This window comes from Terriglobus sp., from assembly GCF_965201105.1.
Lineage (GTDB): Bacteria > Acidobacteriota > Terriglobia > Terriglobales > Acidobacteriaceae > Terriglobus.
On sequence record NZ_OZ241741.1, the window covers coordinates 3,810,706 to 3,837,001 of the forward strand.

Sequence of the window (26,296 nt, forward strand, 5' to 3'; positions counted from 1 at the left end):
AGCTTCAGCGCACAAAGGCTTTGCGCAAAGCTTCCTCGGCACGCGCCTGCCAGCCCGGACCGGTGGCTCGGAGCGCCGCCATCACCTCGGGCGAGAGCCGGATGGAGGTGCGCTGCTTCAGGGGCGACTTTTGCGGGCCGCGGGTCTTGCGGCCCATGGCATGCGCCACGGCTTGCTGGAACTCCGCAGGCATTTCGTGCAGGCGCTTGCTACGCTTGAAATCCTCCTTCGTCCATTCCGGGTTTTCTTCGTCTGGTACTCCATAGATGGAATGTTGCTCAATGCTGCTCTGCATAGTCCTCCCACTCTCCGCGTGTTGCCCGACGAAGGCTGATTGCGCGGATGCCTCCGGTCCGAACTGTGTAAACAAAAGTATGTAGCTCCGTCCCAACAAAGCCGACAGAGACGTACCTCGATTCGCCATAGTCTTGCCGTTCGTCGACTCGAAACTGGGAAGTGTCCAGGTCGAAGTCAGGGCCCGCGCCAGTGAGATGCCGTGCTTGCGGCGGTTGCTGGCGTCTTTGGCCGGGTCGAACGTGACCTTCATGCAAGCAGATTGTATGCCCGATGCGTGTCGGACGGTTAGCTGTTGTCGCTGAAGCTGCCACCGTCATCGAAGCCGTTGTCACCGCTGTCGAAACCACCACCACCGTTATCGAAAAAGTCGCTGCCGTCTGCTTCGGTGCCGGAGTTGTCCACGTCGTAACCGCTGTCAGTGGTGGAGTCGTCGGCATTCGCGAAGGCGTCGGGCGAGCCGCCGCTGCCGACGTCCGCAAAACCGCTGCTGGACTCGCCGCGGCGATCCTCGATGTCGGGGCTGAGCTGGTCGTTGGCGCCGTTCTCTGCCTGCTCGCGACTGAAGAATCCGCCACCCTGGCCGTAGTCGCCGCCGCTGCCGGAGTTCACATCGCTGAAGCCGACGGCGCGGTCTGAGCCGTAGCCAGCGCTGTGGCCGAAGCCGCGAAACAGGTCTTCCACGGTTTGAAAGGCCATTTCCCCAAGTGCTACACCCGCTGCCGTCTGCAGTGCGCCCTGTAAAAAGCCGCCTCCGCCTGAACTCATGGGCGCGCCGCCGCCATACGGCGCATACGCTGTGCCATAGCCGGGCTGCACCGGATACGCGCCGGGTGGGTAGGCAATGGAAGGCTGCCCGTAGCCCGGACGAAGGTAGCCCTGCTGGCCGTATTGCGCCTGCCCCGGCGCGGGTGTCTGGTTGTATACCGGCGCGCCGTAGCCCGGCTGGTTTGAAGTCTGCGTGGGATAGGCAGTGCCTGGCTGGGGTTGCGGCGGCTCCGGCTCGCTTCGGCCGAAGATTTTTTCCAGAAAGGTGGGCTCGTGCTGCTGCGGCTGCTGTGCCTGCGCCACCTGCTCTTTGAGCGCCAGTTGTTTTTGCGCCTGTTCCAGAGCGTAGACCTGCAGCAGCACGGTCTGGCACAGGATGTAGAGCGCGTCCGGATCCTTGCCAAGCGCATCCTGGATGCGCCGGTCCGCTTCCGTGTCCTTGGTGGTCAGATGCGCACTCTGGATGCGGCCGATCAGGCCGTCGAGCAACCCCTGTTCCTGCGGCGTCATACCCGCTCCTTCGCAACCGCGTGCACCGCGGGTGCTTTCGGTACGTTAGACGCTGCCGGGCGGCGCTGGAGCAGTGTGCGTCGCTCAGAGCATGCCGGCGCCGCCGCGCGGATCGGCGCGGTGAATGATGAGGGCGAAGACCGCCGCTCGCACGATCACACCTTTGGGCGAATTGCTAAGCGGAAATGGGCATGGCCAGCATCGCGCCCCAGTTCAAGCCGGCGCCAAAGGAACTAAGTACCACTGGGCCGGCAGGCTGCGGCGTTTGCTGCAGGAACTCGTGCAGGGCGATCAGCAGCGATGCGGACGACGTGTTGCCGTAATGCGCGATGTTTTGGAAGAAGCGTTCCGGGGGCACCTTCAGCGTGGAAGCGACCTTGGCGATCAGGTTTCCATTCGCCTGATGCATTACAAAATGGGCAACGGCGTCGGGCGCAAGGTGATTACGGGTGAGCAGTTGCTGGGTGACGGCGGGCAGCTTGCGCGAGGCGCGCAGGATGACGGAGCCGCCGTCCATGTGGAGGCGCGCGGCGTCGCCCGCGCCCTCCATGTGCAGGATGTCGGCACCGGTGCCGTCGCTTTGCAGCAGCGCGTCCTGCAATTCCAGCGTTCCCGGTTGCGCGTCGATCAGTGCCGCGGCGGCACCGTCGCCAAACAAGATTGCGGTGTTCCTGCCCTCGGCGGTGCGGTCCACGCGGCGGCTCATGATTTCGCTGGCGACGACCAGGACCTTGCCGCCCGGTGTGACGGGGGCCATTTGCTTTGCGAGAGAAAGTGCCCACAGCGAGCCGGCGCTGGGGATTGCAATGTCCAGCGCCGCGGCAGTGCCCATGCCGAGTTCGGCAGCGACCTGGGCGGCGGGGCCCGGCACGTTGCGCTCGGCCGACCCGCTGGAGAGCAACAGCATGCCGACATCGCTGGCCGTGACGCCTGCGTTCGCGAGGCATGCCTGGGCGGCGGCGAGCGCCAGTGTGACGACGGTTTCGCCCTCCGCTGCGTAGCGGCGCTCGCGGATGCCCGAAACCTGCTCGATCCAGGCGGCGGACTCGCCAACCTGCGAGGCGAGTTCCTCGTTGGTGACAACACGCGAGGGCAGGTGCGCCCCGGTGGCCCGAATCGAACTCATCGCAACCTCCGCGCCGTGCGTTGGGTGCGCTTACGCGCCCTTGGAGTCAAGGTAAGCCTCGACCTTGTCGATGGTGTCGAACTTGCGCGCGGAAAGGTCGCTGTCCGGAACGCTGACGCCGAACTCCGACTCAAGCCCGCTCACAAAATCGGGCAGCGCGAAGCTGTCCAGCAGGCCAGAGCTGAAGAGAGACTCGTCGTCCTCTGGCGTGACGGGTTTACCCGCTACGGCTTGCAGAACTTTGATGATTCCTGGTTTTTTGTCACTCATATGAATACCTCTGATTGTATGTGGATGCTGGTTTGCGCGATGCGTGCGTAGGTAGCAGGCAGAGGTCTGCTTGATGCCTTCTTTCTCCCATTCGGCCGGAACGCGCCTATGCGGGAGGTATGGCTTACCTATTGTCATTTACTGGACCGAGTGCCCGCTGGTGGAAGCATTCGAACGTGTCACCTCGGCGGCTAAAGCCGCATATCGATGCAGGTCGGTTGTCTACCTCAGCGGCTAAAGCCGCACCAATCTACGGCACGGTCGGGCTGCCGTTGCGGTCGGAGCCGAAGCCGCTGTAGGCGCTGAGCAGGTCGGCGGTGAGGGCATCGGCGAGGGCGCGGTAACCGGTGCCGGTCAGGTGCGTGTGGTCCGGTTGCGCGTACCCCGCGGAGACCCAGCGGTTCACGCTGCCGAAGCCTCCCTGGCGCGCGCGCCAGTCCCAGAAGGCGCACAGGCTGGTGGCGGAGCAGACGTCACGCTGGGCGTTCAGGATGCGGTCGGTACCGCGATAGGGCGTGTAGACGCGATGCGCGACCCGGTGCAGCACCCGCCGGGCGCGCCGGCCGCGGCCCACCGTGCTGTAGCTGGTCGTGTAGTAGGTGGAGCCGATGGCGCGGTCGCCCGGCCCAAGCACCAGGATCGACGACGCCGGCGACGTGGCGTGCAGCATCTGGATCAGCCGCGTAAAGGTCTGCCGGTAGTCCTCGCCGGTCCAGCGCGCGGCGGCTTCATTGGTACCGTAGGCCAGCACGATCAGCGCGGGCTGCGCGGCAGCCAGGTATTCCTTGAACAGGGGTTGGTTCCAGCGCAGCAGCAGCGGCGCCTCCGCGCCATTAATGCCCATCGCCTCCCACGTAATGCCGGGCTGCAGCGACACCGTGCCTAACAGCCGCACCGGGCCACCGCCCTGTGTGGTGAAGGTAAAGTGGTGCGACCCGGCCTGGCAGTTATAGCGGAAGGTGCCGCCCGAGCCGGCCGTGGCGTTGCCGGTTCCGGTCGGCGCGGCCTGGTCCTGCGCAGCCTCGGCTGCGGCGGCGCTCGGGTTTTCAATGGCCGCCTCGTCCTGCTGCGTGCTCTGGTCGGCAATGGCCTGGTCGGTCCCCTGGGCGTCCTGTCCCGACGCTGTCACGGCGTGCGCCTCGGTAGTGCTCAGGTTCGCGACCACCTGGCCGTTGTCGCTCACCTGCAGGCCGCCGCCCCCGGGCTGGCGCAGGTATTGCACGGCAAAGGTAAGGCACGGCGCGTCCAGGCTGGCCACGTCGCCGGTGCGATAGCTCTCAATCGCGACGCCGCCCAGGCCCAGCAGGCGGTCGCCCAACTCGGTAAAGTGTGTGCCCAGCGTGTGCCAGCTGCCGCTTTCACCACGGCCCGAGCCTAGAATGCGATAGCCCGCGAAGGGGTGCCCGGCATAGGTGAAGCCCACGCCGCCGTCGCCGAAGCGCGCCTGCATGCGCGCCCGCAGTTCGCCGGTGAACATGTCCGCGGCGGTGTGGGAATCGCCCCACTGCATGATGCGAACGGTGCCGTTGCCCGGCTCGTCTTCGCGCTGCTGCAGCTGTTGGAAGAACGCGCGCAACGCCGTGGGAAACTGCAGCGCGGAGTTGCCGTGGGCCAGGATTTGCGGCACGGAGGGAAACGCGCCGGCGGTCGAGTCGGTGTCCATGACTGTTTCTTCCGGTGCTGGCGGTGCGGCACGGCTCGCTGGTGTGGGGGCCAGGACGACACCGCCGTTGCGGTAGACGCCGCCATGGCCGCGCATGACCGTGGGAGCGGTATAGAGCGTGTGCGCGCGCAAGGAACCTGCCGGAGCCGTCCTGACCCGGCCGGTGCCGGTAGTGCGAGCACCGCTGCCAAGACGTCCGCCTGCCCGGGCGGCCGGCGCCACGCGCGACCACAGCCGTGCGCTCCCGCTACTTCTGGCGCTGCCGGAGGTGAGGACCGCGACCCGGCTTTTGGTGGAAGTGGGATGCGGTGACGTTTTCGTCTTCGCTTCGGCAGACCCGGCAACGAGCACTGCCGCGGCACACAGGCCGACCAGCGACCGGCGCAGCCGCGTGGCATGCCTCGGGCCCGCCTCAGTCAGTCCCCGCGAGCGAGTCTCCAGTCGAAAATTCCATGCCGAACCCAGCGCAACAGTCTCCGCGGCCGTGGTCCGACCCTCTCAGCAGATTAGACGACCGTGGCCTGGCAAAGCCTCCACCGGCAGCTCCGCAGGTGTGGAGTTATATGCCGGTGTCAAAACTGCACCTTCCGTGAGGCTGCTGTTTCGGTTCGCGAAGTTTTCTGGAAAGGTGAATCCACAACTTCAGAACGGGAGCGTAAGTTGTTGTGGAAAGCGAAGATACAGCGAAATTGTTGTGCTTTGTCGTGGATCTGTTCCGGTGCCGAAATCATTAGGTAAGTCGTTCATGTAAAACGGCTTGCAATCGCGTTAAAAGACAGGCAAACCGCCGTTGACATCCATAACGGCGTTCGTTACTGTCAGCAAACTTCTTCATCGCAGGCAGGGGTGGCGAGAGAGACCGGGACAGCGCGGGCACCAGGCCCGCCAAGCCCGGCCGGAGCCATCCACATGATCACCGGATACGTCCACGGGCACACTGCAAAGGCCAAAAGAGAGCCTTCGCCACGGAGACGGTCCACAACATTCGGATGCCGAAAGCCCGGCGCGGACGAGCGGCAAGCCGAACAGAACCTTGGAGTCAGTTGTGAAACTTTTGCGAAGGGACTTGAAAGTGTGCGAGGGGTGCGGTGGATTGTGGGTCCGCACCGGGGTTGAAGCCGGCGTGTATTGCCGGCACTGCAGCCCGTTCATCGCTGCGCTGCCGTCACGCCGGCGTCGCAGCCCTGGCCGCCCGTGCCGTTCCGTAGCGGTGAATGGCCGCACGGATCACCGGCAGGCACCTGAACTACGCCTGCACCTTGTCCACGCCCGCTGCCAGGTCCAAAGCCCGGACCGGAATCTGCCTGAACCTGCCGCAACGCCGATGACAAACGCCACCGGCGGCGCGGTGCAGCACCATCCCGCTGATGTGAGCCATGTCGCAGCGGCGGGCCGCCTCACCCTTGTCACCAACCTTGCCGTATCCCCCAACCGTTCCGGAGGTGCCCAGTGAACCAGACCGTTTCCCAAGCCAAAATCCTGACCATGCCCGCACGTTCCGCGGCCGCCGCCCCGGCCGGCGTACCCGTGTACGGCACAGAGGGCAACCTGGCCACGGCGGTCGCGTATCTGCACGCCTCCGCCGATCCCGGTTCGCAGCAGGGGCAGCAGCCTGTTCCGGTGCCCCGCTCGCCGCTGCGCGTGGTCATCACGCCGCAGACGGCGTTCTATCGCAAGTACACCGAGGCCATGCTGCGCCGCTACGCTGCGATGCGGCTGCAGAAGGCGCGCGTTCCCAGCCTGCTGGGCCGCGAGCTCTTCCGTGGCAAGGTGACCAGCTACCGCGTTCACGGCTTCGACGATGTGATCATCTTCGTCACGGACGTGGAGCGGTGCATCCTGCTGCTGACCCCAGAGCAGCAGCGGCTGATCGTGCGCGTTGCCGTGCAGGAGTACACCCTGGCGGAGACCGCGTCCATGCTGCGCTGGAGCTTTCGGTCGACGCAGCGCCGCTACCACGAGGCGCTGGATGAGCTGACCGCGATCTTCCAGAAGCGCGGCCTGATGCAGCAGACGCCGGGAATTTCCACCGACCTGCTGAAATCCTGTCAAGAGGCAAAACAGGAGGGCGTCGCCGTAACCTATTTGGAATAAGCAACTTACGCCGAAAAAATAGTTGGCATGGTATTTCCGGTCCAATTGTTATTCTGAATAGGCGGGTGAGTTGAGGCGGAAACAAACGCCCTCAAGGCTCCCGGACAACTTACATACGCAGAACGCGGAAGGCGCACGATGGCCTTCCGCGTTTTTGCGTTGGATCGGCAAAATGCGACTGCGGCAGTTCGCAGCTGCGATGTTGCTGCGATGCAGCGGTCGCGTTTGCTTCACAAAAGAAAGGAGAGCGTTTGCTAGCCAACTTCCAACCATTTGCGCGGGCGCGCCAAGGCTTTGCCGGGGCGCTGTTCGCCCTGGCTCTGGTCTCGCCGGCTGTGTGGTCCATGCACGGTCTGGTGGCCCAAACTGGTGTTCAGTCTGGTGTTCAGACCGGCACCGGCCTGACCGCCGTCAGCGACACCGTGCGTTCGGCCAGCGGCACACCCGCCCAGGGCACGGTGCTGATCAGCTGGCCGTCGTTCACCGCGGCCAACGGCACCGCGGTGCAACAGGGCTCCACCAGCGTCACGCTGGGCACAAACGGCGCGCTCAGTGTTTCCCTGGCGCCTACCGCCGGCGCGACGCCGATCGGCACGTTCTACACCGTGGTGTACCACCTGGCCGATGGCACGGTGACCCGCGAGTACTGGCAGATTCCGGTTTCCTACGGCCCGGTCACACTGGCCGGGGTGCGCACGGGCGTTCTGCCCAGCAGCGTCGCGGTGCAGACCGTGTCGAAGCAGTATGTGGACCAGGCAATCGCGCGCGCCGTGACGGGCGGTGCCGCACCGGCGGACACCACGCCCTACGTGCAAAAGAGCGGCGACGCCATGACCGGACCGCTGGTGCTTTCGGGCGATCCCACGACACCACTGCAAGCCGCCGATAAAAACTATATCGACAGCAACACCGCCGCGGTGCAGGCCGGGCTCGACCAGAAGGTGAGCAAGGTCCCCAACGCGACGCAGGTGGTGACCCAGCCCGCCGGCACAGAGCTGCGTGTGAACCGGCTGAACGGCGACCTGCACGCGCAAAGCTTCATCTCGCAGGCGGGTGCAGATGGCATCGCGAACGCCCTTGCCTCGCCTGAGTGCACCGGCAAGCCATGCACTGTGATCGCCGACCCCGACTATACCGGTGGCGAGAACGCACTGCCCACGCAAGCCGGCCAGACCCTGATCGACAGGCGGCGCGGCCGCATTTCGGAGTACATCCTGAGCCCCGGCAACGGCGGTCAGGACATTTTCCACCAGCTGACGACGAAGTTTGCCGAATCCGCGACGTCGAACTATCTCGCGGCGTCGCAGCAATACATTCACGTTGGGTATCGCGGCGGCAACAATCTGTTCCCGGAAAACTACGGGTTTGCGCTTCCGTACTTCAAAAGCACGTTTACGGTGACCGACACCCTGTACACGCAATTCGCGCAGGGCCAGCACGTGATGAATTCACACGATCTGGACTGCTTTGGTGTGGGCGACTGTATCGCGAACAGCTTTTATATGCGCGCCTCCGGCGGCTTCCGCGATTCGGCGGACGAGGGAGCACACCCTGCCGACCTGCAGTTTCTGGAAGACCAGCGGGTGTTTCTTGGGACCTGCACCACCGGCTGCACGGCCGGATCGCAGACGTTGCAGGTCACGGCAACGGCGAATGGCGGAACGCAGGGCAGCGGCCGCTTCCTGATCGACAAGGCACCCTCGAAGACGATCAGCACCGGCCAGATCATCGGTGGCGTGCAGGGGAATTTTCCGGCGGCCACGGCCAAGTTCAGCGGAACGTCGTTTGCCCCCAGTACGTTCTTTTCGACGGCGGCGGCGATACCTCCGCAGAGCAACACCATGGCGCCGGGCACGGTTACGGTGGCCATTCAGACTTCGGGCGTGCCGGCCGGCTTCAGCACCAACACGGCATCCAGCCCGGCGGGTTCCGGCGTCGCCTGCATCGCGGACTCGGTTCCCGGCGGCAGCGCCACGCCCGAGAACTATGAGATGGCACCCTACACCGTGACCGACGGAACGCACCTGCAGCTGACGCTGAACAAGCCGCACGGTCCGGCGGCCATGGTTGCCATCGGCGGCATGTGCGGTTACGGCCTGGAGCAGACGGTCGACACGGCCGGAGCGATCCGCCAGGTGTTCCCGGTGATCGGAACGGTAGACAGTACAAACTTGTACGTGGCCAGCGGCGTGTCCGCGATTGTGGGCCGTTCGCAGAGCACAAGCGGCTATGCGAACCTGCAGTACACCGTCACGTCGGTTGCGCGCAGCAACGGCGTGGTCACGGTGACGACGAACAACGTGAGCGCCATTGATTCCACGGGCACCACGATGACGCTGAGCGGCGTCGGCGACAGCAGCTTCAACGGCAGCTTTGTCATGTCCGCAAGCGGATATGGGCAGTTCCAGTTTGCCCAGGCCGGACCCGACGCGACCAGCAGCGGAGGTACGCTGCAACTGCTGACCGGCGGCTATGTGCTGTATCCCATGGCCGAAGTGCTGGATGTGTACGACCCCGCCACGCGCGATGTGTCGGGCAAGTTCACGCTGGCGCCGAACACGGTGGCGTGGGCGGCCAACGATCCGGTGGAACAGCCGCACTACTTTCAGCAAAAGGTCTCGGCGGACGTCACCTACATTACGCAGTACACGCCGCGGCCCACGTCGCAACAGCAGGCCGGCATCTATTACCAGGGCAACAACGGACCGGGGCTGCGCGGATGGGTGATCAACAACTCCGCGGGCGGGTATCTGGGTTCGGGTGGAACGCATACCGCGCCCGACATTGCGCTGCAGACGCAGGGCATCTGGAACACGGCGCTGGACATGCAGGCGGGTGAGCAGACAGCGATTCGCCTGCACTGCAATGGGCGTGGATGCAGCCGTTTCAACTCGACCTATAACCTGTTCCAGCTCGACTACGTTCCGGGCGGATCGCAGTATGACACTGTGACTTATGCGCCGCAGAACGGCACCATGCAGTGGACGCTGCGCGGCACGCAATACACCATGAGCCCCACCGCAATGACGGTCGGCACGCTGAACGTGACCAACCTGAATGCGGCGCACATCAATGGTGGCGGCACCGGCGCAAGCCCGGCGACCAGCACCGCGCAGGGCATCGTGCAACTTGGACCGGCGGCTACCAGCGCGGTTCTGGCGAATGTGGCTTCGAGCGGCAGGGCAAGTGACCTGAGCGGGCTTGCGGCATCGGCGACCACGGATACGACGAACGCGGCGAATATCACCACGGGCACCATCGATCCGGCGCGGCTGCCGGGGAACGCGGGCTTGTGTGCTGCAAGCGTCGCGTTTTCGGCAACGCCAACCTTTACCGCAAGCTGCGCGCGGGAGGTGTTTCACTTCGCCTGGTCGGGCAATGTGACCGGCATGACCTTCAGCGGCCTCATGCCGGGCCAGCAGATCACGCTGATTCTGCAGGTGAGCGGCGCGGGTGGCTACACGCTGCAGTGGCCATCCGGCGTGCACGGCGCGTTTGCCGCCAGCACGGCCAGCGGATCGCCGCTGTACGCGACCGCGGGCAAGTACTTTGTGCAGGAGTTTGTGGTGGACACCGACGGCACCACGCTGCTGAATCCGCAGGCGGTGAACCAATGATGCGAATGGGATGCCGTATGCGCTTTGCGAACACGTTCAAACGTTTCAACAACAGTTGGAACGACAGCAGCCCCGCGCCGGGCGAAAGGAGACACACGTTGCAAATGTTTTCAGTGCGGGCAGCCAAATGGCTGCCCTTTGTATTTGCGGCAGCCCTGCTGTGCGGGGCGGTGCTGGAAGCGCAGACGCTCGGTCTGCCGTCGCCCACCGGTGGTGACTGCACGGCGACCAGCTCCGGCGCGGTTGCGTGCACCAAGACCAACGGCACTGCGTTTGCCCCGAGCGCGACGACGGACACGACCAACGCGGCGAATATTACGAGCGGCACGTTGAACGCATCGCGCCTGCCCGCGATCCCCGCGGCGAGCGTGACCGGCCTTGCCCCGAGCGCGACGACGGACACGACCAACGCGGCGAATATTACGAGCGGCACGTTGAACGCATCGCGCCTGCCGGCGATCCCTGCGGCGAGCGTGACCGGTCTTGCCCCGAGCGCTACGACGGACACGACCAACGCGGCGAACATTAGTAGCGGCACGCTGAACGCGGCGCGCCTGCCGGCGATCCCGCTTGCGAACCTGCAGCCGCTGGTTATGGACACGGCGGGCCTGCTCGGTCTGTACCGGTTCGACGAGACAGGCGGCAACCTGCTCGACTACTCCGGCAACGGCAACCACGGCGTGATTGCGACGGCCCCGGTGCGCAGCGGCGTCAGCTACCAGTTCACCAGCACCGCACAGGGGCTTGACTGGCCCGCGGCGCTGAACGCGACGAACACGTACTACCTGGTGGTCACGATGCCGACGACGCCGGGCGGCCAGAGCGCGTACCAGAGCACCAATCTGAGCACGATCCTGAGCAGCACGGCGACGACGTCTGCCGGTCTGTTAATCAATACCAAGAATCCGATCTATGGACCGTTCGCGCCCGAGTCAGCCCTGCCGGGAACGTACTCGCTGTCGTACGGCACGCCGGGGTACAGCAGCCAGGTGTTCACCGGCGACGTGTTCTCGGGCACCCACGTGGTGGCGCTGAGCTGCCCTTCCAGTGGCGCGGGGACGTTCTTTCTGGATGGCGTTCCGCTGGTGACGCAAAGTGGAACAGCGTCCTGCTACAACGTGCAGACAGCCGGCAGCTTTAACTACCGCCTGGGTCAGCCCACGAACGCCAGCGGTTTGTTTCCGCAGGGCGTGGCGTACTGGGCGGCGGCGTTCTACTCCACCAGCGACTCTGCCGCGGTGGTGGCGAAGCGGTCGCTGGCGCTGCGGCAATACGCGATGGCCAAGGGCGCACCCTTTCCCGGCCAGCCGCAGGTGCCCAGCATGTTCGCCAGGCTGATCGGCCAGGGCGACAGCATTATGTGCGGCTACGGCATCAGCGATGGCAGGTGCACCACGTCAGGCGGTGGCACGTCACCGAACAGCTACATGGCGCTGTTGCCGGCGCTGCTGAACAACACCTATGCGGTGTCGAACTTCGGCGTGCCCTCGGCATGGATGCAGGACACGCTTGCGGCCGCGCCGGTGCTGGTGGATCCGCAGGGCACATCGAACTTCGGCCAGAACCTGGCGGTGCTTGCAACGGCGACGAACAACTTCAACACCGCGACGACGTACCCGTTCGTGTGGAGCCTGCAGACGGCGTGGGCAAACTCACGCGCCCAGGCCGGGCTGCGGCCTGTGCTGGTCGGCGTGACCTCGCGCGGCGGCAGCGGTTGCAACGGCAACCAGAACTGCGATGCGGTGGTGCAGGCGATGAACGCCGTGCAGCGCAGTGGATGGAGGGCGTCGAAGTTTGTGGGCTACGTGGATGTTGGCAGCGACCCGGTGCTGGGCGCGACCGGCGCCAGCATGAACCCGGGCGCAAGCAGTTGCAATGCGGGCGGCACCATTACGACCGCGTGCACGTTCTTTTGGGACAACCTGCACCTGTACAACGCGGGCCAGACACGCATGGCGCAGGCGCTGGCGTGTGTGCTGAACGGTATCGACGGATCGAACGCCGCAAACTTGAACGGCACAGTTCTGACGGCGAACGCGACGCTGACCTGCGCGGATGGCGGGCGCTATGCGGACCCGACCAACGGTGCCGTGGCGCTGACGCTGTGGAGCGCCATGTGGCAGACGGGCCGCGAGATCAGTTACTGCAACGTGTCGTCGTCCACGAGCAACGCACTGACGCTGAACGCGCCGACGGATTTCCCGTTCAGCAACGTGAGCGGGCGAACGAGTGTGACGGTGGCGCCGAACAGCTGCGTTCGCTTCCGGGCGACGTTTAACGGCAACCCGGCCGCGCCCGGCAACTACTGGATGCAGATGTGACGCACGAGGAGGATTGGAGCGAGGACAGCCGGGCCGGTCCGCCGCCCGAAGACGGGCTGGCTTGGCGTGCCCTGATGCAGACGCCGGAGGGCCGCATCGCGATGGCGGCATCGCTTCTGCGCATTCGCACCAAGCGCGGCGGGTTGGAACCGCTGGTTGCCAACGCGGCGCAGTGCTTGTTTGAGCATAACCATGTGCGCGAGAGCATTGTGTTGAAGGCGCGGCAGATGGGGCTGAGCACATGGATCGCGGGGCGCTTTTTTCTGCAAGCGATGGCGGTGCCGGGCACCGTCACGGTACACGTGGCGCACACCCGCGAGGCGGCCACCGCGTTGTTTCGCATGGTGGGGCGCATGTGGGCGAACCTGCCCGAGGCGATGCAGAAAGGCACGGCAAAACTCGCGCGCAACAATGCCGGGGAGATGGTCTTCGCCGCGAACGACTCGGAGATCCGCGTGGTGAGCGCGGCCGAGCCCAATGCGGGCCGCGGCCTGACGGTGCAGCAACTGCACGTGAGCGAGCTGTCGCGATGGCAGGGTGACGCGGCGGAGACGCTGGCCGGCCTGCGCGCGGCGCTCGCTCCCGGCGGCGAGCTGGTCATGGAGTCGACGCCCAACGGCGCCTTCGGCTGCTTTTACGAGCAGTGGACGGCTGCGGAGCGGCATGGTGTGACGCGCCACTTCTTTCCGTGGTGGACCGAGCCGGCGTATGTGTCGGGCGTGGTGGTCGATGCGGCGTCGCTGAGCGATGAAGAGCTTGCGCTGGTGCATGGGCCCGCGGCGCTGCGGATGGAGCAGATTGCGTTCCGGCGCGAGCTGGCGGAGCGCTTTGGTCCGCTGCGGCTGCAGGAGTTCGCGGAAGACCCGGCGACGTGTTTCCGCGAGAGCGGGGCGTGCGTGTTTGAGTCGGGGCCGCTGCTGGAGCGGTTGGGGGCGCTGGATGAGCCGGTCGAGCGGAGAGAAAACGGCCGGATCGAAATCTACCTCTGCATGCAGCCGGGACGGCGGTACATTGTTGCGGCTGACCCCGCGGGCGGCAAGGAGGAGGGCGACTTCAGCACGCTGGAGGTGATCGACCGCGCGAGCGGCGTGCAGTGCGCGGAGCTGCAGGCGCGATGGCCGCCGCAGAAGCTTGCGGAGCATGCGGCGCTGCTGGCGCGTGAGTACAACGGCGCGCTGCTGGCGGTGGAGCGCAACAATCACGGCGCGGCGGTGCTTGCCTTTCTGGAGGGGGAGAAAGGGCTGAATGTGTACCGGGGCGACGATGGGGACCTGGGGTGGTTGACCACGTCGAGCTCGCGCAACGCCATGCTGGGCGCGCTGCAGGTGCTGCTGAGTACGAAATCGCAGATGCTGCGCAGCCGCCGGCTGCTGGAGGAGTGCCGCAGCTTTGTGGACAAGAACGGCCGCATGGAAGCCGCCGCCGGGGCGCACGATGACCTGGTACTGGCGATGGCGATTGCGCAGGCGGTGCGGCGGGAGCTCGATCGTTGATCGCCGCGTTCTCGCTTTCGTGATTTGTGAGTCGGTTCTCTCGTGATTCGTGGATCGTCGCCCTTGTGCCACCACGACAGCCGCAACGGCCCGAAGCACGAGTGAGCCGATCGTACCGGCTATCCTGAACAGGGAGACGGTTCGTGGCGGTTACGGCGGTCCAAACCATTCGGCGCATGCGTGGCGGAGCGCAGAGCCAGTTGATGCTGGGCGCGGATGGGCGGCTGTGGGTGGTGAAGTTCCGGAATAATCCGCAGGGCGAGCGCGTGCTGGCGAATGAGCTGATCGCGACGCGGCTGGCCGAGGCGATCGGGCTGACGGTGCCGCAGACCGATGTGGTGGATGTGAGCGCGTGGCTGGTTGAGAACTCGCCGGACATGTGGGTCGATACAGCGCGGGGTGAGCGGGTGCGGTGTTCCGCAGGGCTGGCGTTTGGGTCGCTGTTTGTGGGCGGCCTGATGCCCGGGCAGGTGGTGGACTACCTTCCCGAGGAGATGCTGCCGGAGGTGCGCAACGTCGCGGAGTTCGCCGGCATGCTGTGCCTGGACAAGTGGACGGGGAACGCAAACGGGCGGCAGGCGGTGTTTCATCGCAAGCCGCGCGAGCGCAGGTACCGGGCCACGTTTATCGATCAGGGCTTCTGCTTCAACGCGGGCGGATGGAGCTTTCCGGATGCTCCGCTGCGCGGGGTGTATGCGCGCAACCGCGTGTACGAGGCGGTTACGGGGTGGGAGAATTTTGAGCCGTGGCTTGGCCGCATTGAGGCATTGGAGGCGGATGCGCTCTTCCGCGTCGCGGAGGAGGCGCCGCCCGAGTGGTACGGCGGTGACATGGGGCCGCTGGAACAGTTGATCGAGCAGCTTGGGGCGCGGCGGGTCCGGGTGCGCGAGCTGATCGAGGCGTTTCGCGACTCGGACCGGCGACCGTTCCCAAATTGGGGCACGGCGAAGAAGTTCGCGGTGCCGGAGCAGTTCGGGGGCGATGCGATGCTGTCTAATACGGTGGCGAAGTATGTGATGTAGCGGGCTGTCGTGGTTCGGTTCTCTCGTGATTCGTGATTCGGTTCTCTCGTGGGTCGTGGTTCGGTTCTCTCGGTTCTCTCGTGATTCGTGGTTCGGTTCTCTCGTGGGAGAGATGAACAACGAGCAGCAACGATCGGCGGTTCGGTTTTGGAACAACGAATCACACGACGAATTACGAATTACGAATCACGAGCGACGAAGAACGAACCACGAAGAACGAGCAACGAAGAACGAAGAACGAACCACGAACACAGCACATCAGAAAGGAGCAAAAAGATGCCATCACGGATTCCATGCGAGTTCTTTCTGCTCCGCTATGTGCCGGACGCGGTGAAGAACGAGTTCATCAACATCGGCGTCTTGTTGCGCGAGGCCGGGCGCGAGGACACCACGCGCGTGAAGCTGACGCGCGATTGGAGCCGCGTGCGCTGCATGGACCCGGACGCCGACACGGCGCTGCTGGAGTCCATGGAGGCCGAACTGGCGGTGCGCATTCGCGAGGGCGGTTACGCGTCCAAGCCCGCGATGCAGCTGCTGGAGGAATCGCTGTCGACCACGGTGCAGATGAGCGAGGGACGCGGCGCGCTGGCCGAGTCGGTCGCGGCGGAGATGGAGCAGCTGATGCGGCTCTACGTGGAGCCCCTGCGCGAGAAGAAGACTCGGCGGGTGAGCGGGCGCGCGGCAATCGTGAACACCATGCGTGGCGAGTTCGAGCGCGCGGGCGTGTGGGATCTGATGCGCAAGCGCATCGCGGCCAGCGAGTACACGCGGCCGGGCGACCCGCTGCGGCTGGATTGTGGGTATCGCTTTGCACCGCAAAGCGGGCAGCACACCGACGCGGCGCAAGCGGTTGGCACAGTTTTGTCGAGCGGCACGGGTGTTTCCACCGGCACGGTTCGCATCTTCCAGGCAGTTTCGCTGGACGGCGACCTGGAAGCTGCCAAGGTCCTGAGCTACTCGGCTGGCCGGCTGCGCGCGGGCGTGGAGCGGGTCGAGCGCGCCGCGCTGGACCTCGCCGCCGTCGTCGAGCCTCTGCGCAGCATCACCGGGGACGACTCCGAAGCTGCCGATCGCTACCGCTTCGGCGTGGAGACGATGGAGGAAGCCGCGATCCGCGTAGTCACACTCAACGATCTGGCGCGCGTTGCCGAAACCGCCAGGCGCGAGCTGCGGGTGTAGATTTCCACGGAGGCTTATCATCTACACTGGCCTTTCGCCGATGAACATCGAGGGACTAGCATATTGGGCAGCGTTCTTCATTCCGCTGATTCTGCTTGTGATGACTGGTTTTATTCGCAAGTTAGTAGATGGAAAGGATTTCCGAAGAGAACATTGGTATCTGGGCATTGATCTTACCGTGTACTTTCTGGCTTCCACGCTGGTAAACTTCCTCGACATTGCTAAGGCGTCCCATCCGAATGAGCAGAGCATGGTCTGGACAGCAGTTCTGGTGGCTGGTGCTGTAGTCATGCTTTTCTTTCAGGCTGGAATCCATCAGACTTGGCAACCGCGTGAACAGAAGAGCAAAATGCAGCTGTTCATGTTGTGCTTCTTTGCGAACAGCCTAGGAATCTTTATGCTCTACGGCTTCGTCAAATTGAAGACGAGAGGTTTGATATGAGGGATGCACTTCAAACGAGAAGCAGCGCGACGTTGCAACAGGCGTTTTCCCGTCTAGGTGCTCGCACGGTTGCAGCAATGCTGACCGCCCTGCTTGCGGCGGTCCTTCTGTTTGCAGCTCCAGAAGTCGGATTGCTCGGTGCTGTTGGAGGAGTTATCGCTGGCGGAGTATCAGCGGTTCTCATGAGACCTCACGGAATGATCTAAACGGTAAACGCAACATGTTTCTAAGGGCGTGGCTTCGGTCACGCCCTTTCCTGTTTCTACAAGAAAGGAGAAAGCATTTGGGTGCTGTAACCCGTTTGCAAGGTGCACTGCGCACCCTGCGAGAGAAGAATTCAGCGCAGCTCATCGCCAACCCGGCGCAGGTGAGCGCACATGCTGCGCCACCATCCGCGCGGGCGCTGCCGGCGGTGCTGCAGCCGTGGCGGCCGCAGGGCGTGGGCGCGCTGCCCAAGCCGACCGCGGCCAACCTGCGGCGCATGGCGGAGCAGCCGATAGTGCGTCGCGCCATCAACCTGGTGAAGGATCGCGTGGTCAACATGCGATGGCAGGTGGGGCTGAAATCGCACATCGAGAAGACCCCGGAACGAGAAGCGCGGCTGGCGGTGTTGCGCCGGCTGATGGACGCGCCCAACCCGCAGGACAGCTTCCGCACCCTGATGGAGCCGGTGCTGGAAGACGTGATGGTGGGAGGCTTCGGATCGGTGGAGATCGAGCACACCGGCAACCCCGGCGCGCCGCTGCGGCTCTGGCCCATTGACGGCGCAACGATTCAGGTGGACGCCGCATGGAACGGCGACCCGGATGTGCCGCGGTATGCGCACGCGGCCAATCCGTTCAGCCTGACGGATGCGCAGCCGCTCTTGGACCGCGAGCTGATGTACATCCGGCTGAACCCGCGCACGCACACGCCGCTGGGCCTGGGCCGCGTGGAGGTGGCATTCGATGCGGTGAACCAGTTCCTGAGCGCGCATCGCTATGCCGGCCGGCTGGCGTCGAACAGCGTCGTGCAGTACGCGCTGTGGCTGGACGAAGCGACGCCCGCGCAGCACGAGCGGCTGATCCGCTGGTGGCAAGACGAGGTCGAGGGAACCGGCCAGGTGCCGATCCTGTCGACGGATTCGAAGCCGGAGGTGCTGCGCTTTGGCCAGGGAACGGATGCGGACCTGCGATTGGAATGGCAGCAGTTTCTGATTCGCGTGATCGCGAACGCGTTCGACATGCCGCCCATGTTTCTGGGACTGCAGGAAGACGTGAACCGGTCGACGGCGACGGAGATGAGCGCGCAGGCCTTCGAAAGCGCGGTCTTACCCGTTGCTTCGCTGTTGGCGGAGCACATCACGCGCGATGTCTTCGATCGCGCCCTGGGCTGGAGCGAGTTCCAGTTTGAGTTCGTCACGGAAGCGCGCGACGAAGCCACCGAGATCAACCTGCAAGTGCAGCTGCTGCAGGCAGGCATCTTGACGGTGGACGAAGTGCGGGCACAGCGCGGTTTGCCGCCGCTGCAACCTGCCGGAGAACAACCACAAACCAAGGAGGACGATGCAGACCGGAATCACTGAGATCGCTGCCAACCACCGCGCGCCGCGTGGGACGATGCACCGGGCACTCGGCCGGGTGAACGCGATGGCGGTTCGTTTTCCCGAGGTCACGGGGCACCCCAACCGGGTGCCTTTTTCCGGTGTGCTGACGCGGGTGGATGAGCCCAGCGACAAGGCTCCCAGCGGCGCTCGCGGGCATCGCGTCGTTCTGACGCGCGCCGCCGCGGAAGCCGCTTTGCCCAGCCTGTTGGGTATGGCGGTGGACTGGAAGAGCGGTTGGGACGGTCACGACGCAAAGCAGAAGTGCGGCATCATCACGGCCGCGGAACTCGACGGCAACGATGTTCGCGTGGAGGGCTACCTGTTCGCCCGCGACTGGTCCGACATGATGGAGGAAATTCACGCGCACGGTGACGAAGTTCTGGGCATGAGCTATGAACTCGCCGATGCTCATGTGGACGACATGCGCGCGGCCGAGTGGAAGCTGAATCGCGTGACGTTTACAGGCGCCGCGATCCTGCTGCGGTCCAAAGCCGCGTATCGCAACACCAGCTTTCGCGTGGTTCGCGACGAGCAAGCAGCGGAGCAGATGGCCGCGGCGGCCAGGCCGCAGCGCACGCATGCCGTCCGCCAGCCAGCCCGGCACATGGAGCGCCCACGTGCCGCGGCGATGCAGCCCATACCGGCGGCTACGCGGCAAGAAGCGGGAAGGGCACAGCTTTAGCTGCGCTCTTTTCCTTGTCCCGCCTTTGCAAACACATGAGGAGAACGATGCAAGAAGAGATGAATGCAAGCGAAGTGAAAGCACTGGTTGCGGAAACTTCAGAGGAGACAGTCGCCGCACAGGGCGATGCCCGCGTGGAAGATTTGGAGCGCCGCATCCGCGAGCTGGAAGCCGCCATCGGCGACCTGCGCACGGTGAACGCCTCAGCGCCGGCAGGTGCGGCGGTTCCTGTCGCGGCCGGCCGCAAGACGCAGGCATCGTATGCGCCACACCTGCTGGCGAAAGGCGCGGAGCCGGTCAACGAAGGTAGCGTGGACGTCGCGCTCCGCAGCCTGAGCGTGGAGCAGCGCATCGCCGTGAAGTCGGGCCTGCTGCGCGCGGGATTGCTGTAGACGCCCGCTCCGCCGAGAAGCACCATTCAAACAATCAAACAAGCATGGAAACGGCGCGGACCCGAATGGGCGCGCCGATCGCATTTTTCAGGAGAAAAGCAGAATGATTGCACAGTTTCGTGACCTGCACGCCGCCGCCGACTACATTGGACCGGGCGCGATCGAAGTACCGCAGTACCAATCGGAGATCACCGACATCGTCCGCCGCCGCGGTGCTTTCGGTCAGCGCATCAAGTCGGTGCCGGCCACGGGTCATCCTTCGCGTTTCTTTGAGGAGACCGGAATTCCTTCGCCTTCGTTGGCGGCGGGCTTTGTCGATCCGCGCAACATTGTGGCGCCGGTGGTTTCACCGAACCGCGTGGAGCGCAGCGTGCCGCTGAAGGCGCTGGTCGCGCAGTTGAACTACAACCTGTTTGACATGGAGATCGGCGCGCAGCAGTCGCAGTTCGCCTACCTGCAGGCGAAGGATCTGCACGACACCGTGGAAGGCGTGATGCGCACCCACGATGTGGCTCTGTGGAACGGATCGGATACCTCGCTGTCCACGCCGACGACGGCACAGTATTACGGTGCGGCGGCGCAGATTGTGGCCGGTGGCAACACCGTCACGGTGGGCGCGAACCAGAGCATTGTGGACGCGTTCAAGACGACCATCGCGCTGATGGTGGCCAACAGCAACTACGCCGTGCGCCCCACCGCGATCTACGCCAACCCGGTGTTGCTGGACCTGATCGACCGCGAGATGAAGACCGCGTTCAACGTGGTGCTGAACACCAAGGAAATCGCGGGCGGCATCACGGTCAAGATGCTTTCCACGCAGGCGGGCGACATCCCGCTCATCCCCGAGTGGACGCTGGGATACACCGGAACGCCGGGCTCCGGTTCGGCGGTGCTGCCGGCGTACATCGTGACGGAAGACATGATCGAGTACCACTGGTTGACGGACCCGAACCCGCGCGTGTTCCAGCTCGGAACGCCCGGTTCGCTGGCCTCGCAATATGTGGTGGTCAAGTTTGGCGGCCTGGTGGTCAAGGGCGCCAACTATGCGCACTACCAGGTGCTGGTGGATCGGTAGAACCCCGAATCGAGGCGGTTTGCGTTAATTCGATGATTGTTTAACGATGCGGCGCACGCCTTCTCGTTGCTCTCGTGATTCGTCGCTCTCGTTTGCAATGACGAAAGCGAAGAACGCGAGAAGCGAACGACGAGAAGGCGTCGCCGCTTCCTTTTGAACCAACCCGGAAAGGAGGGTGCATGGTGTATCTGGAACCGGGCGACTACGTGCGCTACGGCCTGAGCGATGACACGCCGGACTCGCTGGTTGCGGCGGCAAGCGCGCTGATTGATGCGTTCTGCCGCCGCGCCTCGCTGGGCTCCACGACGTGCGTGGAGCGCCTGCGGTTTGCGCGCGACGGGCGCACGCTGCGGCTCAGCTATGGGCCGGTGAGTGCCATTACGGCGTGCCGCACGCGGATGCGCCGGCTTCGGCCGGACACGCGTTACGCGGCGCAGTTCACGCAACTGCAGGCAGACGCAATGGCGTTTGGCCTGGGCGGAACGTGGAACACGATCAATCCAACGACGATCGCGGTGGCCGCGGACGGTGAGGTGGAAGTGCCTACGAACCTGCTCGGCGTTCCCATGGATGAGGCGGAGATCACCTATACCGCGGGCTACGACACAGTGCCCGCGCCGGTGCAGATGGCATGCGCGCAGATTGTGCGCAATGCGCAGGCCACGCCGGGGCTGAACGTGAAACGGCAGCATGTGGACGCGCTGGAGATGGATTACTTCAGCAACACGCTGCTGGACAGCGACGTGAAGCGGTTGCTGCAGCCGTACTGCGCGACGAGGCTCGGATGAGCGCGCCCGAGAACGCAACGGGTGCAGCGGGAGCACGTGCCGCCGCCACCGCCGCGACGGCTGCGTTGGGACGGGCGACGGCGCTGGTGCGCCTGCCCTCGCCGCCGTTGGCGGCGACGCTGGAGGAAGAACTGGGCCTACCCTCGCCGGAGTTTCACGACATCGCGCTGACCCCGTGCGTGGTGCGCCAGCGCAGCAATGGTTCACGCGAACTGCTGGTCAGCGCCGCCACGCTGGAAGCCGCACTGGGCGTCGGCGATGCCGATGCGGCGAAGCTGACGCTGCAGGGCGCGGCTTTTGTGCAGGTGGGCGGCGACGCGCTTCTGCTGCGCGAGCTGCAGGCGCTGCAGGTTCACGGCCGGGCCTACCTGTACCGGCTGTTCCTGCGCGAAGCGAATGCGGAGGTGCGCGCATGACGACGTTTCAGGATGCGAAGGACAGCTTCTATGTCGCGCTGCGGAACCAATTGGCGGTGTTGAACCCCGACCGCACCACGACGGTGCGAGGCGCCGTGCGGCCGGCCGTGGTGGTTGCGGAAAACGAATTGCAGCCGGGCGATGGCAACCCGCCACTGGATACGTTTGTGCTGCACTGGTTCGCCACCGCCGTGGATACGAGCGAGGCGATACCGCTGGAGCATGCGCGCTGCGAGATTCGCGTGAGCACGGCGGGTTCGCCGGAGGTGGCCGGCATGGACCGGGGCCGCACGCTGGCGGCGATGCGCGCCGAACTGGACGTGATGCTGGCGCCAGGGCAGGCCGTGAAGACAAGCCACGCCGGTGCCTCGGCGATTGAAGCGGCAACGCCTGTGTTCTGGAGCACAGCCGCAGGTGAGCAGGTGAAAGAGACACCGGGCGAGCTGCGCATGCTGTGCGCGGTTGAAGTGTTTGCGTGGAGGGAGCCATGAGCGATGCGATGGTGTTGCCGCAAGCGGTGTTGGCGCCAGGTGTATCGCCGGTGGTCAGCGGGGGCGTGCGGATGTTTGCCGCGCCGGTAGACCGCAGCGGTCTGGGACCACGGGTGTTTGACCCCGCGCGTCAGGGCCGCTTTGCCGTGAGCGCGCCGCCGGCCGGTTGGCTTGCCCTTGGCGCTGTCACTGCGCTGGAGAGGAACGACACGGGAACATTCACCGAGATATGGAACGGCGCGCCGGCGAGCATCGGCACACGCGCGCGATCAAGCAGCGGAGCTTCGCTGCGATGTGCGTTCGCGGCCTGGTCGAAGCTGGCGATGGCGCTGTCGAGTGGGTCGCAGCAGATGAATCTGTTGCGCACTGCGGCGATCTTCACGGCAGCCGACAGTGGAGGCACGGCAGACAGCGCCGCGGTGCTGGGCGGCTCCACAGACACGGCGCTTCGTGTGCCGCAAAGCTTTGCGGTAAACGCGGGCGACCTGATCGTGGTGGATGCGGACTACGCCGGGCAGACCGGATTCTTGGGCTCGCCGGTCGCGAGCGCGTATGTGCCGGATGCCGCACGCGTTCACAACGACGTGCACTACCTGCGGCGCGTCAGCTTCAACCTGGCACGCGTCAGCAGCGTTGCGCCTGATCCAAACGCGGCGGACACGGCGCAGTTGCTGATTTTGGTCGCGCCGTTGCCCGCTGGCATACCCGCTGGCGCGACGCAGGTGAGCGTCGTTCAGGGTTTCGTGGATCGCGTCGGCGGTAGCTTTTTGAGCGAGTGGTCCGCGCTGTTTGTCGCGGACGGGGTCGCGGGTGACCGCGTGCTGCTGCACTACCCGCGGCTGCAGATCGCGGCGGGTGCAACGGAGACGCGGCAGGAACTGGCTGCGGGCCTGGAGCGCTGGCGGCTGGAGGCGAACTTCGTGGCCCTGCCCGTGACCGACGCAAACGACGGCGACGCGGTGCTTTGTTCCCGGAGCTACCTGCCCGCGCCGTCGCGCACGTGGTAGTGAGTGGTTTGGCCGCCGATTGCATCGCGAACGAAAAACGCCGACGGATCATAGGTCGTCACCTCGGCGGCTAAGCCGCTGGGATGGTGGAAACGTGTTTCTACCTCGGCGGCTAAAAGCCGCGGCAAAGAAAGGGAGACCATGCGATTGTGGTTGGACTTCGGGGACGGGCTCGGCCCGCAGGACTACACGGCGGCGCTGGTTGCAACCGCGCTGTCCGGTCATTCAAACCATCAAAAGAACGTTGAAGCCATTACGATCGAACGGCAGCGCGGGCAGTACACACGCTGCCGCGGCGCCTTGAATCCATCACCCGCCGGCTTGCCGCCGCCGCGGCAGGGCTGCCGTGTGGTGCTGCGCAGCGGTGCTGGAGCGCAGCTGTTTTCCGGCACGATCGTAGCGCGACCGCAGCGTGCGATGGCGCTGACGAACGCGGACGCTCCGATGCTCTTGGAGGCGGTGGAGGACGCGTTCCTGGCCAACATCGCTCCGGATACGGGTCTGCAGCCGGCGCACGCGGCGGCGCACGTGGTGAGCTTCGATGAGAACGCGATCGTTCTTGCATCGCAGGGCGCGACGAGTGCCGAGGAGCGCGCGGACGACCTGCTGGTGACAGGCGCTGAGGAACCAGTGACGTATGTGACGGAACTGTTTCAGGGCGACGGCACAACCGCCGTGTTCACGCTCACGGCAAAGCCGTTCATTCCCAGCGGCAGCAATACGCTGCTGACGGACAGCTTCACGGGCACGCAGTTCCGCAGTGATGTTTGGCGTTTCGTCGATGCAGGGCAGCACATTGGGCTGGGCACGGGCGGGCTGCGGCTGACCGGCGGCAACGGTTTCGACGGTCAGACGTTTATGGCCGCGCAGCAACTGGTCGAACTCGGCGGCACACTGTCCGCGGAAATGCGCGGCGTTGTGATGCAGCCGGGAAGCGACGGTGTTCTGTTGGGCATGTATGGCAACGTCGTCACCGTTCCAACATGCTTCGCGGGCATCCGGGTGAAAGCCGCGGGCGGCGCACAAAGCCTGGTCGCGCTGGTGAACGGTGTTGAGGTTGGCACGGTGTTCCCCTGGGCCGCGAACCATCGCTACACGTTGCGGGCGCGGCTGCACTGCGCGGAGATGCAGCGTGTGATGCAGCCGTACCAGGCCGTGGTCCAAGGCGCGGTGCAGACGTGGGGCGGCGGCCTTGTGGACGCGCCGATGCAGATGGTGATCGAGGCGCTGGACGAGGGGTTGGCAAGCAGCACACCCGCGACGGTGCTGTACGCGGGCGCGGTAAGCAGTTCGGTTGCGCGCGCGGTGTTTGCGCCGGTGAACTCGGTGAGCCTCGTGATGGCGGCGGCGGCGATCTCGCTTCAGCAGCAGGGCTCGGCGTGGGTTACGACCACGCAGACCGACGGCTCTGTGACGGTGCGGAGGCCGGGCGCGGTGAACACGGGCGAGGACTACCGCATCAGCGGCACGAAACTTGAGTTCTTCAGCGGACGCGTGCCCAACGCAAGGGACATGGTGACGGTGCGCTACCGACTGGCGCAGCGCTCAGAGGCGCGCGTGCAGAACCCGGATGCGTTGGCGCAGATGGCGCAGCTTGGCTTGCCGGGGCTGCGCAGGGCGAGCTGCCGCGTTACCGATCCCACGCCACGCAGCGCTGCCGATTGTGCGGCGGCGGCACAGGCGCTGCTTGGCTTCTACGCGGATCCGGCGCACGGGGTTCGTGGCACCTGCTCCATGCCCAACGCTGCGGCGACGGGGGATGTGCAGCCTGGCGACGCGGTTGTGCTGCCCCTGGCGGGGACGCCGGTACGCGTGCCGGTAGAACGCGTGACGATTCGCGACGGCCATAGCGTGCCGGAGACGTTGCAGTATGCCGTCACCTTTGCGCAGGGGAAAGACAACGGCCTGAGCTTTCGGAGCGAAGCGGGTGCGGCGACGGATGCGGCACTGCCCGCGGCACTGCCCGCGGCGGTGTATGCGGTCAGCACAACAGCGGCTCTGCCACAGCTCGCCGTAATGGTTGCGGGTACGTCGTCGCTGCAGGTGGACGCGGGCACGACACCGCCGGTGGGTGGCGGATTTGAGGTACGCAGGCACGACGGCGGATGGGGGCCGGACCAGCCGGGCGCGCCGGCCGACAGCGAGCTGGTGCTGCGCAGCCCGGTGCGCAGCTTCAGCGTGCCGCGCGCGGCGTTTGCGGAGCGATTCTACGTGCGCATGTATGACGGCAGCGAGACGCCCGTGTACTCCGGGCAGTCGAGCCTGATCAGCACGCATTTGCCGGTTGGGTAAGCAGCAGGTCGTGGGCAGCAAAGCATAGCGGGTCCGCAAAGTGTGGCGGATCCGATGCTGACGAAGATGCAGGTTTCTCCACTCCGCAGGACTGTCGAGCTGTCCTGCCCCGGGTCGAAACGACAGGGCGACGGGTGGACTTGAACTGCGGAGGAGAGGAAATGACGGAATTTGAATCGCAGGTCCTGAGCGACCTGAGCGCATTGAAAAGCCAGATGCATGCACTGCTGGGCGTGGGACAGCCGGGACGGCTGAACGCGCTGGAAGACCGCGTGGATCGGCATGAGCGCACGGTGCAGCGCATGAAAGGCGTGGGTGGTGCGATGAGCGTGGCTTTGACCGTGTTCCACCTTGCGATGGACACGCTGCGCAAGTAACCGCGGGTGCGCTTGCCTGTGCGCTTCACCCGTGTGCTTTGCAATGCAAAGCGAGCACCGATGGAACCACTGCAAGCGCATACGCAACCGCTTACTGATTCGGGTAAGCACAAGGAGAAGGATGAATTTCTTTAAGCTGTTTCTGCGTGGGATTGCTATTTTGCCGAGCCTGATTCAGGGCATCGAACAGATCTATGGAGCCAAGACGGGCCAGGACAAGCGTGACGCCGCGCTGGAGATTGTGAGTTCGGCGATCAAGATGACAGACGCTGTTGCGGCGAAGAACATTGTGAACGCCGACGACTTCACCCATGGCCTGGGTAGCGTTGTCGATGGTGTGGTGGCCTGCCTGAACGCAAGCATCTGGGCGAAGTAGGATGAAGCGCAGGTGT

Annotated in this window: 26 protein-coding genes; 19 read left to right on the plus strand and 7 right to left on the minus strand. The window is 65.0% G+C overall.

Features of this window, described 5'->3' with window-relative positions:
- Positions 1–4: 4 nt before the first annotated feature.
- The 6 genes from ACOFKT_RS16710 to ACOFKT_RS16735 form a co-directional block, all read right to left on the minus strand.
- Positions 5–295, minus strand: coding sequence for a BrnA antitoxin family protein (locus tag ACOFKT_RS16710; protein ID WP_419805118.1), 291 nt, complete (start codon positions 293–295; stop codon positions 5–7).
- Positions 279–614: a BrnT family toxin gene (locus ACOFKT_RS16715; RefSeq protein ID WP_419805119.1), complete on the minus strand. Its 336-nt coding sequence runs from the start codon at positions 612–614 to the stop codon at positions 279–281. The genes ACOFKT_RS16710 and ACOFKT_RS16715 overlap by 17 nt, the downstream gene beginning before the upstream one ends.
- A complete protein-coding gene (locus ACOFKT_RS16720) occupies positions 583–1,572 on the minus strand; it encodes a DUF2076 domain-containing protein (protein WP_419805120.1) in 990 nt (329 codons plus the stop codon). Before ACOFKT_RS16720 ends, ACOFKT_RS16715 begins: the two co-directional genes overlap by 32 nt.
- A gap of 175 nt (positions 1,573–1,747) precedes the next feature.
- Complete coding sequence (locus tag ACOFKT_RS16725) at positions 1,748–2,698, minus strand: ketoacyl-ACP synthase III (protein ID WP_419805121.1); 951 nt, start codon at positions 2,696–2,698, stop codon at positions 1,748–1,750.
- A gap of 30 nt (positions 2,699–2,728) precedes the next feature.
- Entirely contained in the window at positions 2,729–2,968 is a 240-nt protein-coding gene (locus ACOFKT_RS16730; protein WP_419805122.1) for an acyl carrier protein, read from the minus strand.
- A 250-nt stretch (positions 2,969–3,218) separates the two neighbouring features.
- The gene (locus tag ACOFKT_RS16735) at positions 3,219–4,763 is read right to left on the minus strand and encodes a GDSL-type esterase/lipase family protein (protein WP_419805123.1); all 1,545 of its coding nucleotides are present in this window, start codon (positions 4,761–4,763) and stop codon (positions 3,219–3,221) included.
- Between the two features lie 1,192 nt (positions 4,764–5,955).
- On the opposite strand from ACOFKT_RS16735, the gene ACOFKT_RS16740 reads away from it, so the two are divergent.
- From ACOFKT_RS16740 to ACOFKT_RS16815, 16 genes are all read left to right on the plus strand, one after another.
- Positions 5,956–6,084: a hypothetical protein gene (locus tag ACOFKT_RS16740; protein ID WP_419805124.1), complete on the plus strand. Its 129-nt coding sequence runs from the start codon at positions 5,956–5,958 to the stop codon at positions 6,082–6,084.
- Positions 6,081–6,725 (plus strand): hypothetical protein, encoded by a 645-nt coding sequence (locus ACOFKT_RS16745; RefSeq protein WP_419805125.1) that lies wholly within the window; start codon positions 6,081–6,083, stop codon positions 6,723–6,725. Before ACOFKT_RS16740 ends, ACOFKT_RS16745 begins: the two co-directional genes overlap by 4 nt.
- A gap of 251 nt (positions 6,726–6,976) precedes the next feature.
- Positions 6,977–10,342 carry a hypothetical protein gene (locus ACOFKT_RS16750; protein WP_419805126.1) on the plus strand — a complete coding sequence of 1,122 codons (3,366 nt, stop codon included), beginning with the start codon at positions 6,977–6,979 and terminating at the stop codon, positions 10,340–10,342.
- 98 nt (positions 10,343–10,440) lie between these two features.
- Complete coding sequence (locus ACOFKT_RS16755) at positions 10,441–12,663, plus strand: hypothetical protein (protein ID WP_419805127.1); 2,223 nt, start codon at positions 10,441–10,443, stop codon at positions 12,661–12,663.
- The gene (locus tag ACOFKT_RS16760; RefSeq protein WP_419805128.1) at positions 12,660–14,156 is read left to right on the plus strand and encodes a terminase; all 1,497 of its coding nucleotides are present in this window, start codon (positions 12,660–12,662) and stop codon (positions 14,154–14,156) included. The genes ACOFKT_RS16755 and ACOFKT_RS16760 overlap by 4 nt, the downstream gene beginning before the upstream one ends.
- Before the next feature lie 143 nt (positions 14,157–14,299).
- Positions 14,300–15,178, plus strand: a complete 879-nt coding sequence (locus ACOFKT_RS16765) for a HipA family kinase (RefSeq protein WP_419805129.1) — start codon at positions 14,300–14,302, stop codon at positions 15,176–15,178.
- Between the two features lie 276 nt (positions 15,179–15,454).
- Positions 15,455–16,357 (plus strand): DUF3037 domain-containing protein, encoded by a 903-nt coding sequence (locus ACOFKT_RS16770; protein ID WP_419805130.1) that lies wholly within the window; start codon positions 15,455–15,457, stop codon positions 16,355–16,357.
- Between the two features lie 40 nt (positions 16,358–16,397).
- The gene (locus ACOFKT_RS16775) at positions 16,398–16,799 is read left to right on the plus strand and encodes a hypothetical protein (RefSeq protein WP_419805131.1); all 402 of its coding nucleotides are present in this window, start codon (positions 16,398–16,400) and stop codon (positions 16,797–16,799) included.
- Positions 16,800–17,082: 283 nt separating this feature from the next.
- A complete protein-coding gene (locus tag ACOFKT_RS16780) occupies positions 17,083–18,363 on the plus strand; it encodes a phage portal protein (RefSeq protein WP_419805132.1) in 1,281 nt (426 codons plus the stop codon).
- On the plus strand, positions 18,344–19,066 hold the full coding sequence (locus ACOFKT_RS16785; RefSeq protein WP_419805133.1) for a hypothetical protein: 723 nt from the start codon (positions 18,344–18,346) through the stop codon (positions 19,064–19,066). Before ACOFKT_RS16780 ends, ACOFKT_RS16785 begins: the two co-directional genes overlap by 20 nt.
- A gap of 47 nt (positions 19,067–19,113) precedes the next feature.
- Positions 19,114–19,458, plus strand: a complete 345-nt coding sequence (locus ACOFKT_RS16790; protein ID WP_419805134.1) for a hypothetical protein — start codon at positions 19,114–19,116, stop codon at positions 19,456–19,458.
- 103 nt (positions 19,459–19,561) lie between these two features.
- Positions 19,562–20,533 (plus strand): hypothetical protein, encoded by a 972-nt coding sequence (locus tag ACOFKT_RS16795; RefSeq protein ID WP_419805135.1) that lies wholly within the window; start codon positions 19,562–19,564, stop codon positions 20,531–20,533.
- Positions 20,534–20,712: 179 nt separating this feature from the next.
- Complete coding sequence (locus ACOFKT_RS16800; RefSeq protein ID WP_419805136.1) at positions 20,713–21,321, plus strand: hypothetical protein; 609 nt, start codon at positions 20,713–20,715, stop codon at positions 21,319–21,321.
- Positions 21,318–21,737, plus strand: a complete 420-nt coding sequence (locus ACOFKT_RS16805) for a hypothetical protein (protein ID WP_419805137.1) — start codon at positions 21,318–21,320, stop codon at positions 21,735–21,737. The genes ACOFKT_RS16800 and ACOFKT_RS16805 overlap by 4 nt, the downstream gene beginning before the upstream one ends.
- The gene (locus tag ACOFKT_RS16810; RefSeq protein WP_419805138.1) at positions 21,734–22,228 is read left to right on the plus strand and encodes a hypothetical protein; all 495 of its coding nucleotides are present in this window, start codon (positions 21,734–21,736) and stop codon (positions 22,226–22,228) included. The genes ACOFKT_RS16805 and ACOFKT_RS16810 overlap by 4 nt, the downstream gene beginning before the upstream one ends.
- The gene (locus ACOFKT_RS16815; protein ID WP_419805139.1) at positions 22,225–23,235 is read left to right on the plus strand and encodes a hypothetical protein; all 1,011 of its coding nucleotides are present in this window, start codon (positions 22,225–22,227) and stop codon (positions 23,233–23,235) included. Before ACOFKT_RS16810 ends, ACOFKT_RS16815 begins: the two co-directional genes overlap by 4 nt.
- Here ACOFKT_RS16815 and ACOFKT_RS16820 read toward each other — a convergent pair.
- Positions 23,205–23,378 carry a hypothetical protein gene (locus ACOFKT_RS16820; protein ID WP_419805140.1) on the minus strand — a complete coding sequence of 58 codons (174 nt, stop codon included), beginning with the start codon at positions 23,376–23,378 and terminating at the stop codon, positions 23,205–23,207. The genes ACOFKT_RS16815 and ACOFKT_RS16820 overlap by 31 nt on opposite strands.
- On the opposite strand from ACOFKT_RS16820, the gene ACOFKT_RS16825 reads away from it, so the two are divergent.
- The 3 genes from ACOFKT_RS16825 to ACOFKT_RS16835 all read left to right on the plus strand — a co-directional run bounded on the left by ACOFKT_RS16825 (position 23,377) and on the right by ACOFKT_RS16835 (position 26,280).
- Positions 23,377–25,527, plus strand: coding sequence for a hypothetical protein (locus ACOFKT_RS16825; protein WP_419805141.1), 2,151 nt, complete (start codon positions 23,377–23,379; stop codon positions 25,525–25,527). The genes ACOFKT_RS16820 and ACOFKT_RS16825 overlap by 2 nt on opposite strands.
- A 161-nt stretch (positions 25,528–25,688) precedes the next feature.
- Entirely contained in the window at positions 25,689–25,904 is a 216-nt protein-coding gene (locus ACOFKT_RS16830) for a hypothetical protein (RefSeq protein ID WP_419805142.1), read from the plus strand.
- 121 nt (positions 25,905–26,025) lie between these two features.
- The gene (locus ACOFKT_RS16835; protein WP_419805143.1) at positions 26,026–26,280 is read left to right on the plus strand and encodes a hypothetical protein; all 255 of its coding nucleotides are present in this window, start codon (positions 26,026–26,028) and stop codon (positions 26,278–26,280) included.
- Positions 26,281–26,296: the final 16 nt, after the last annotated feature.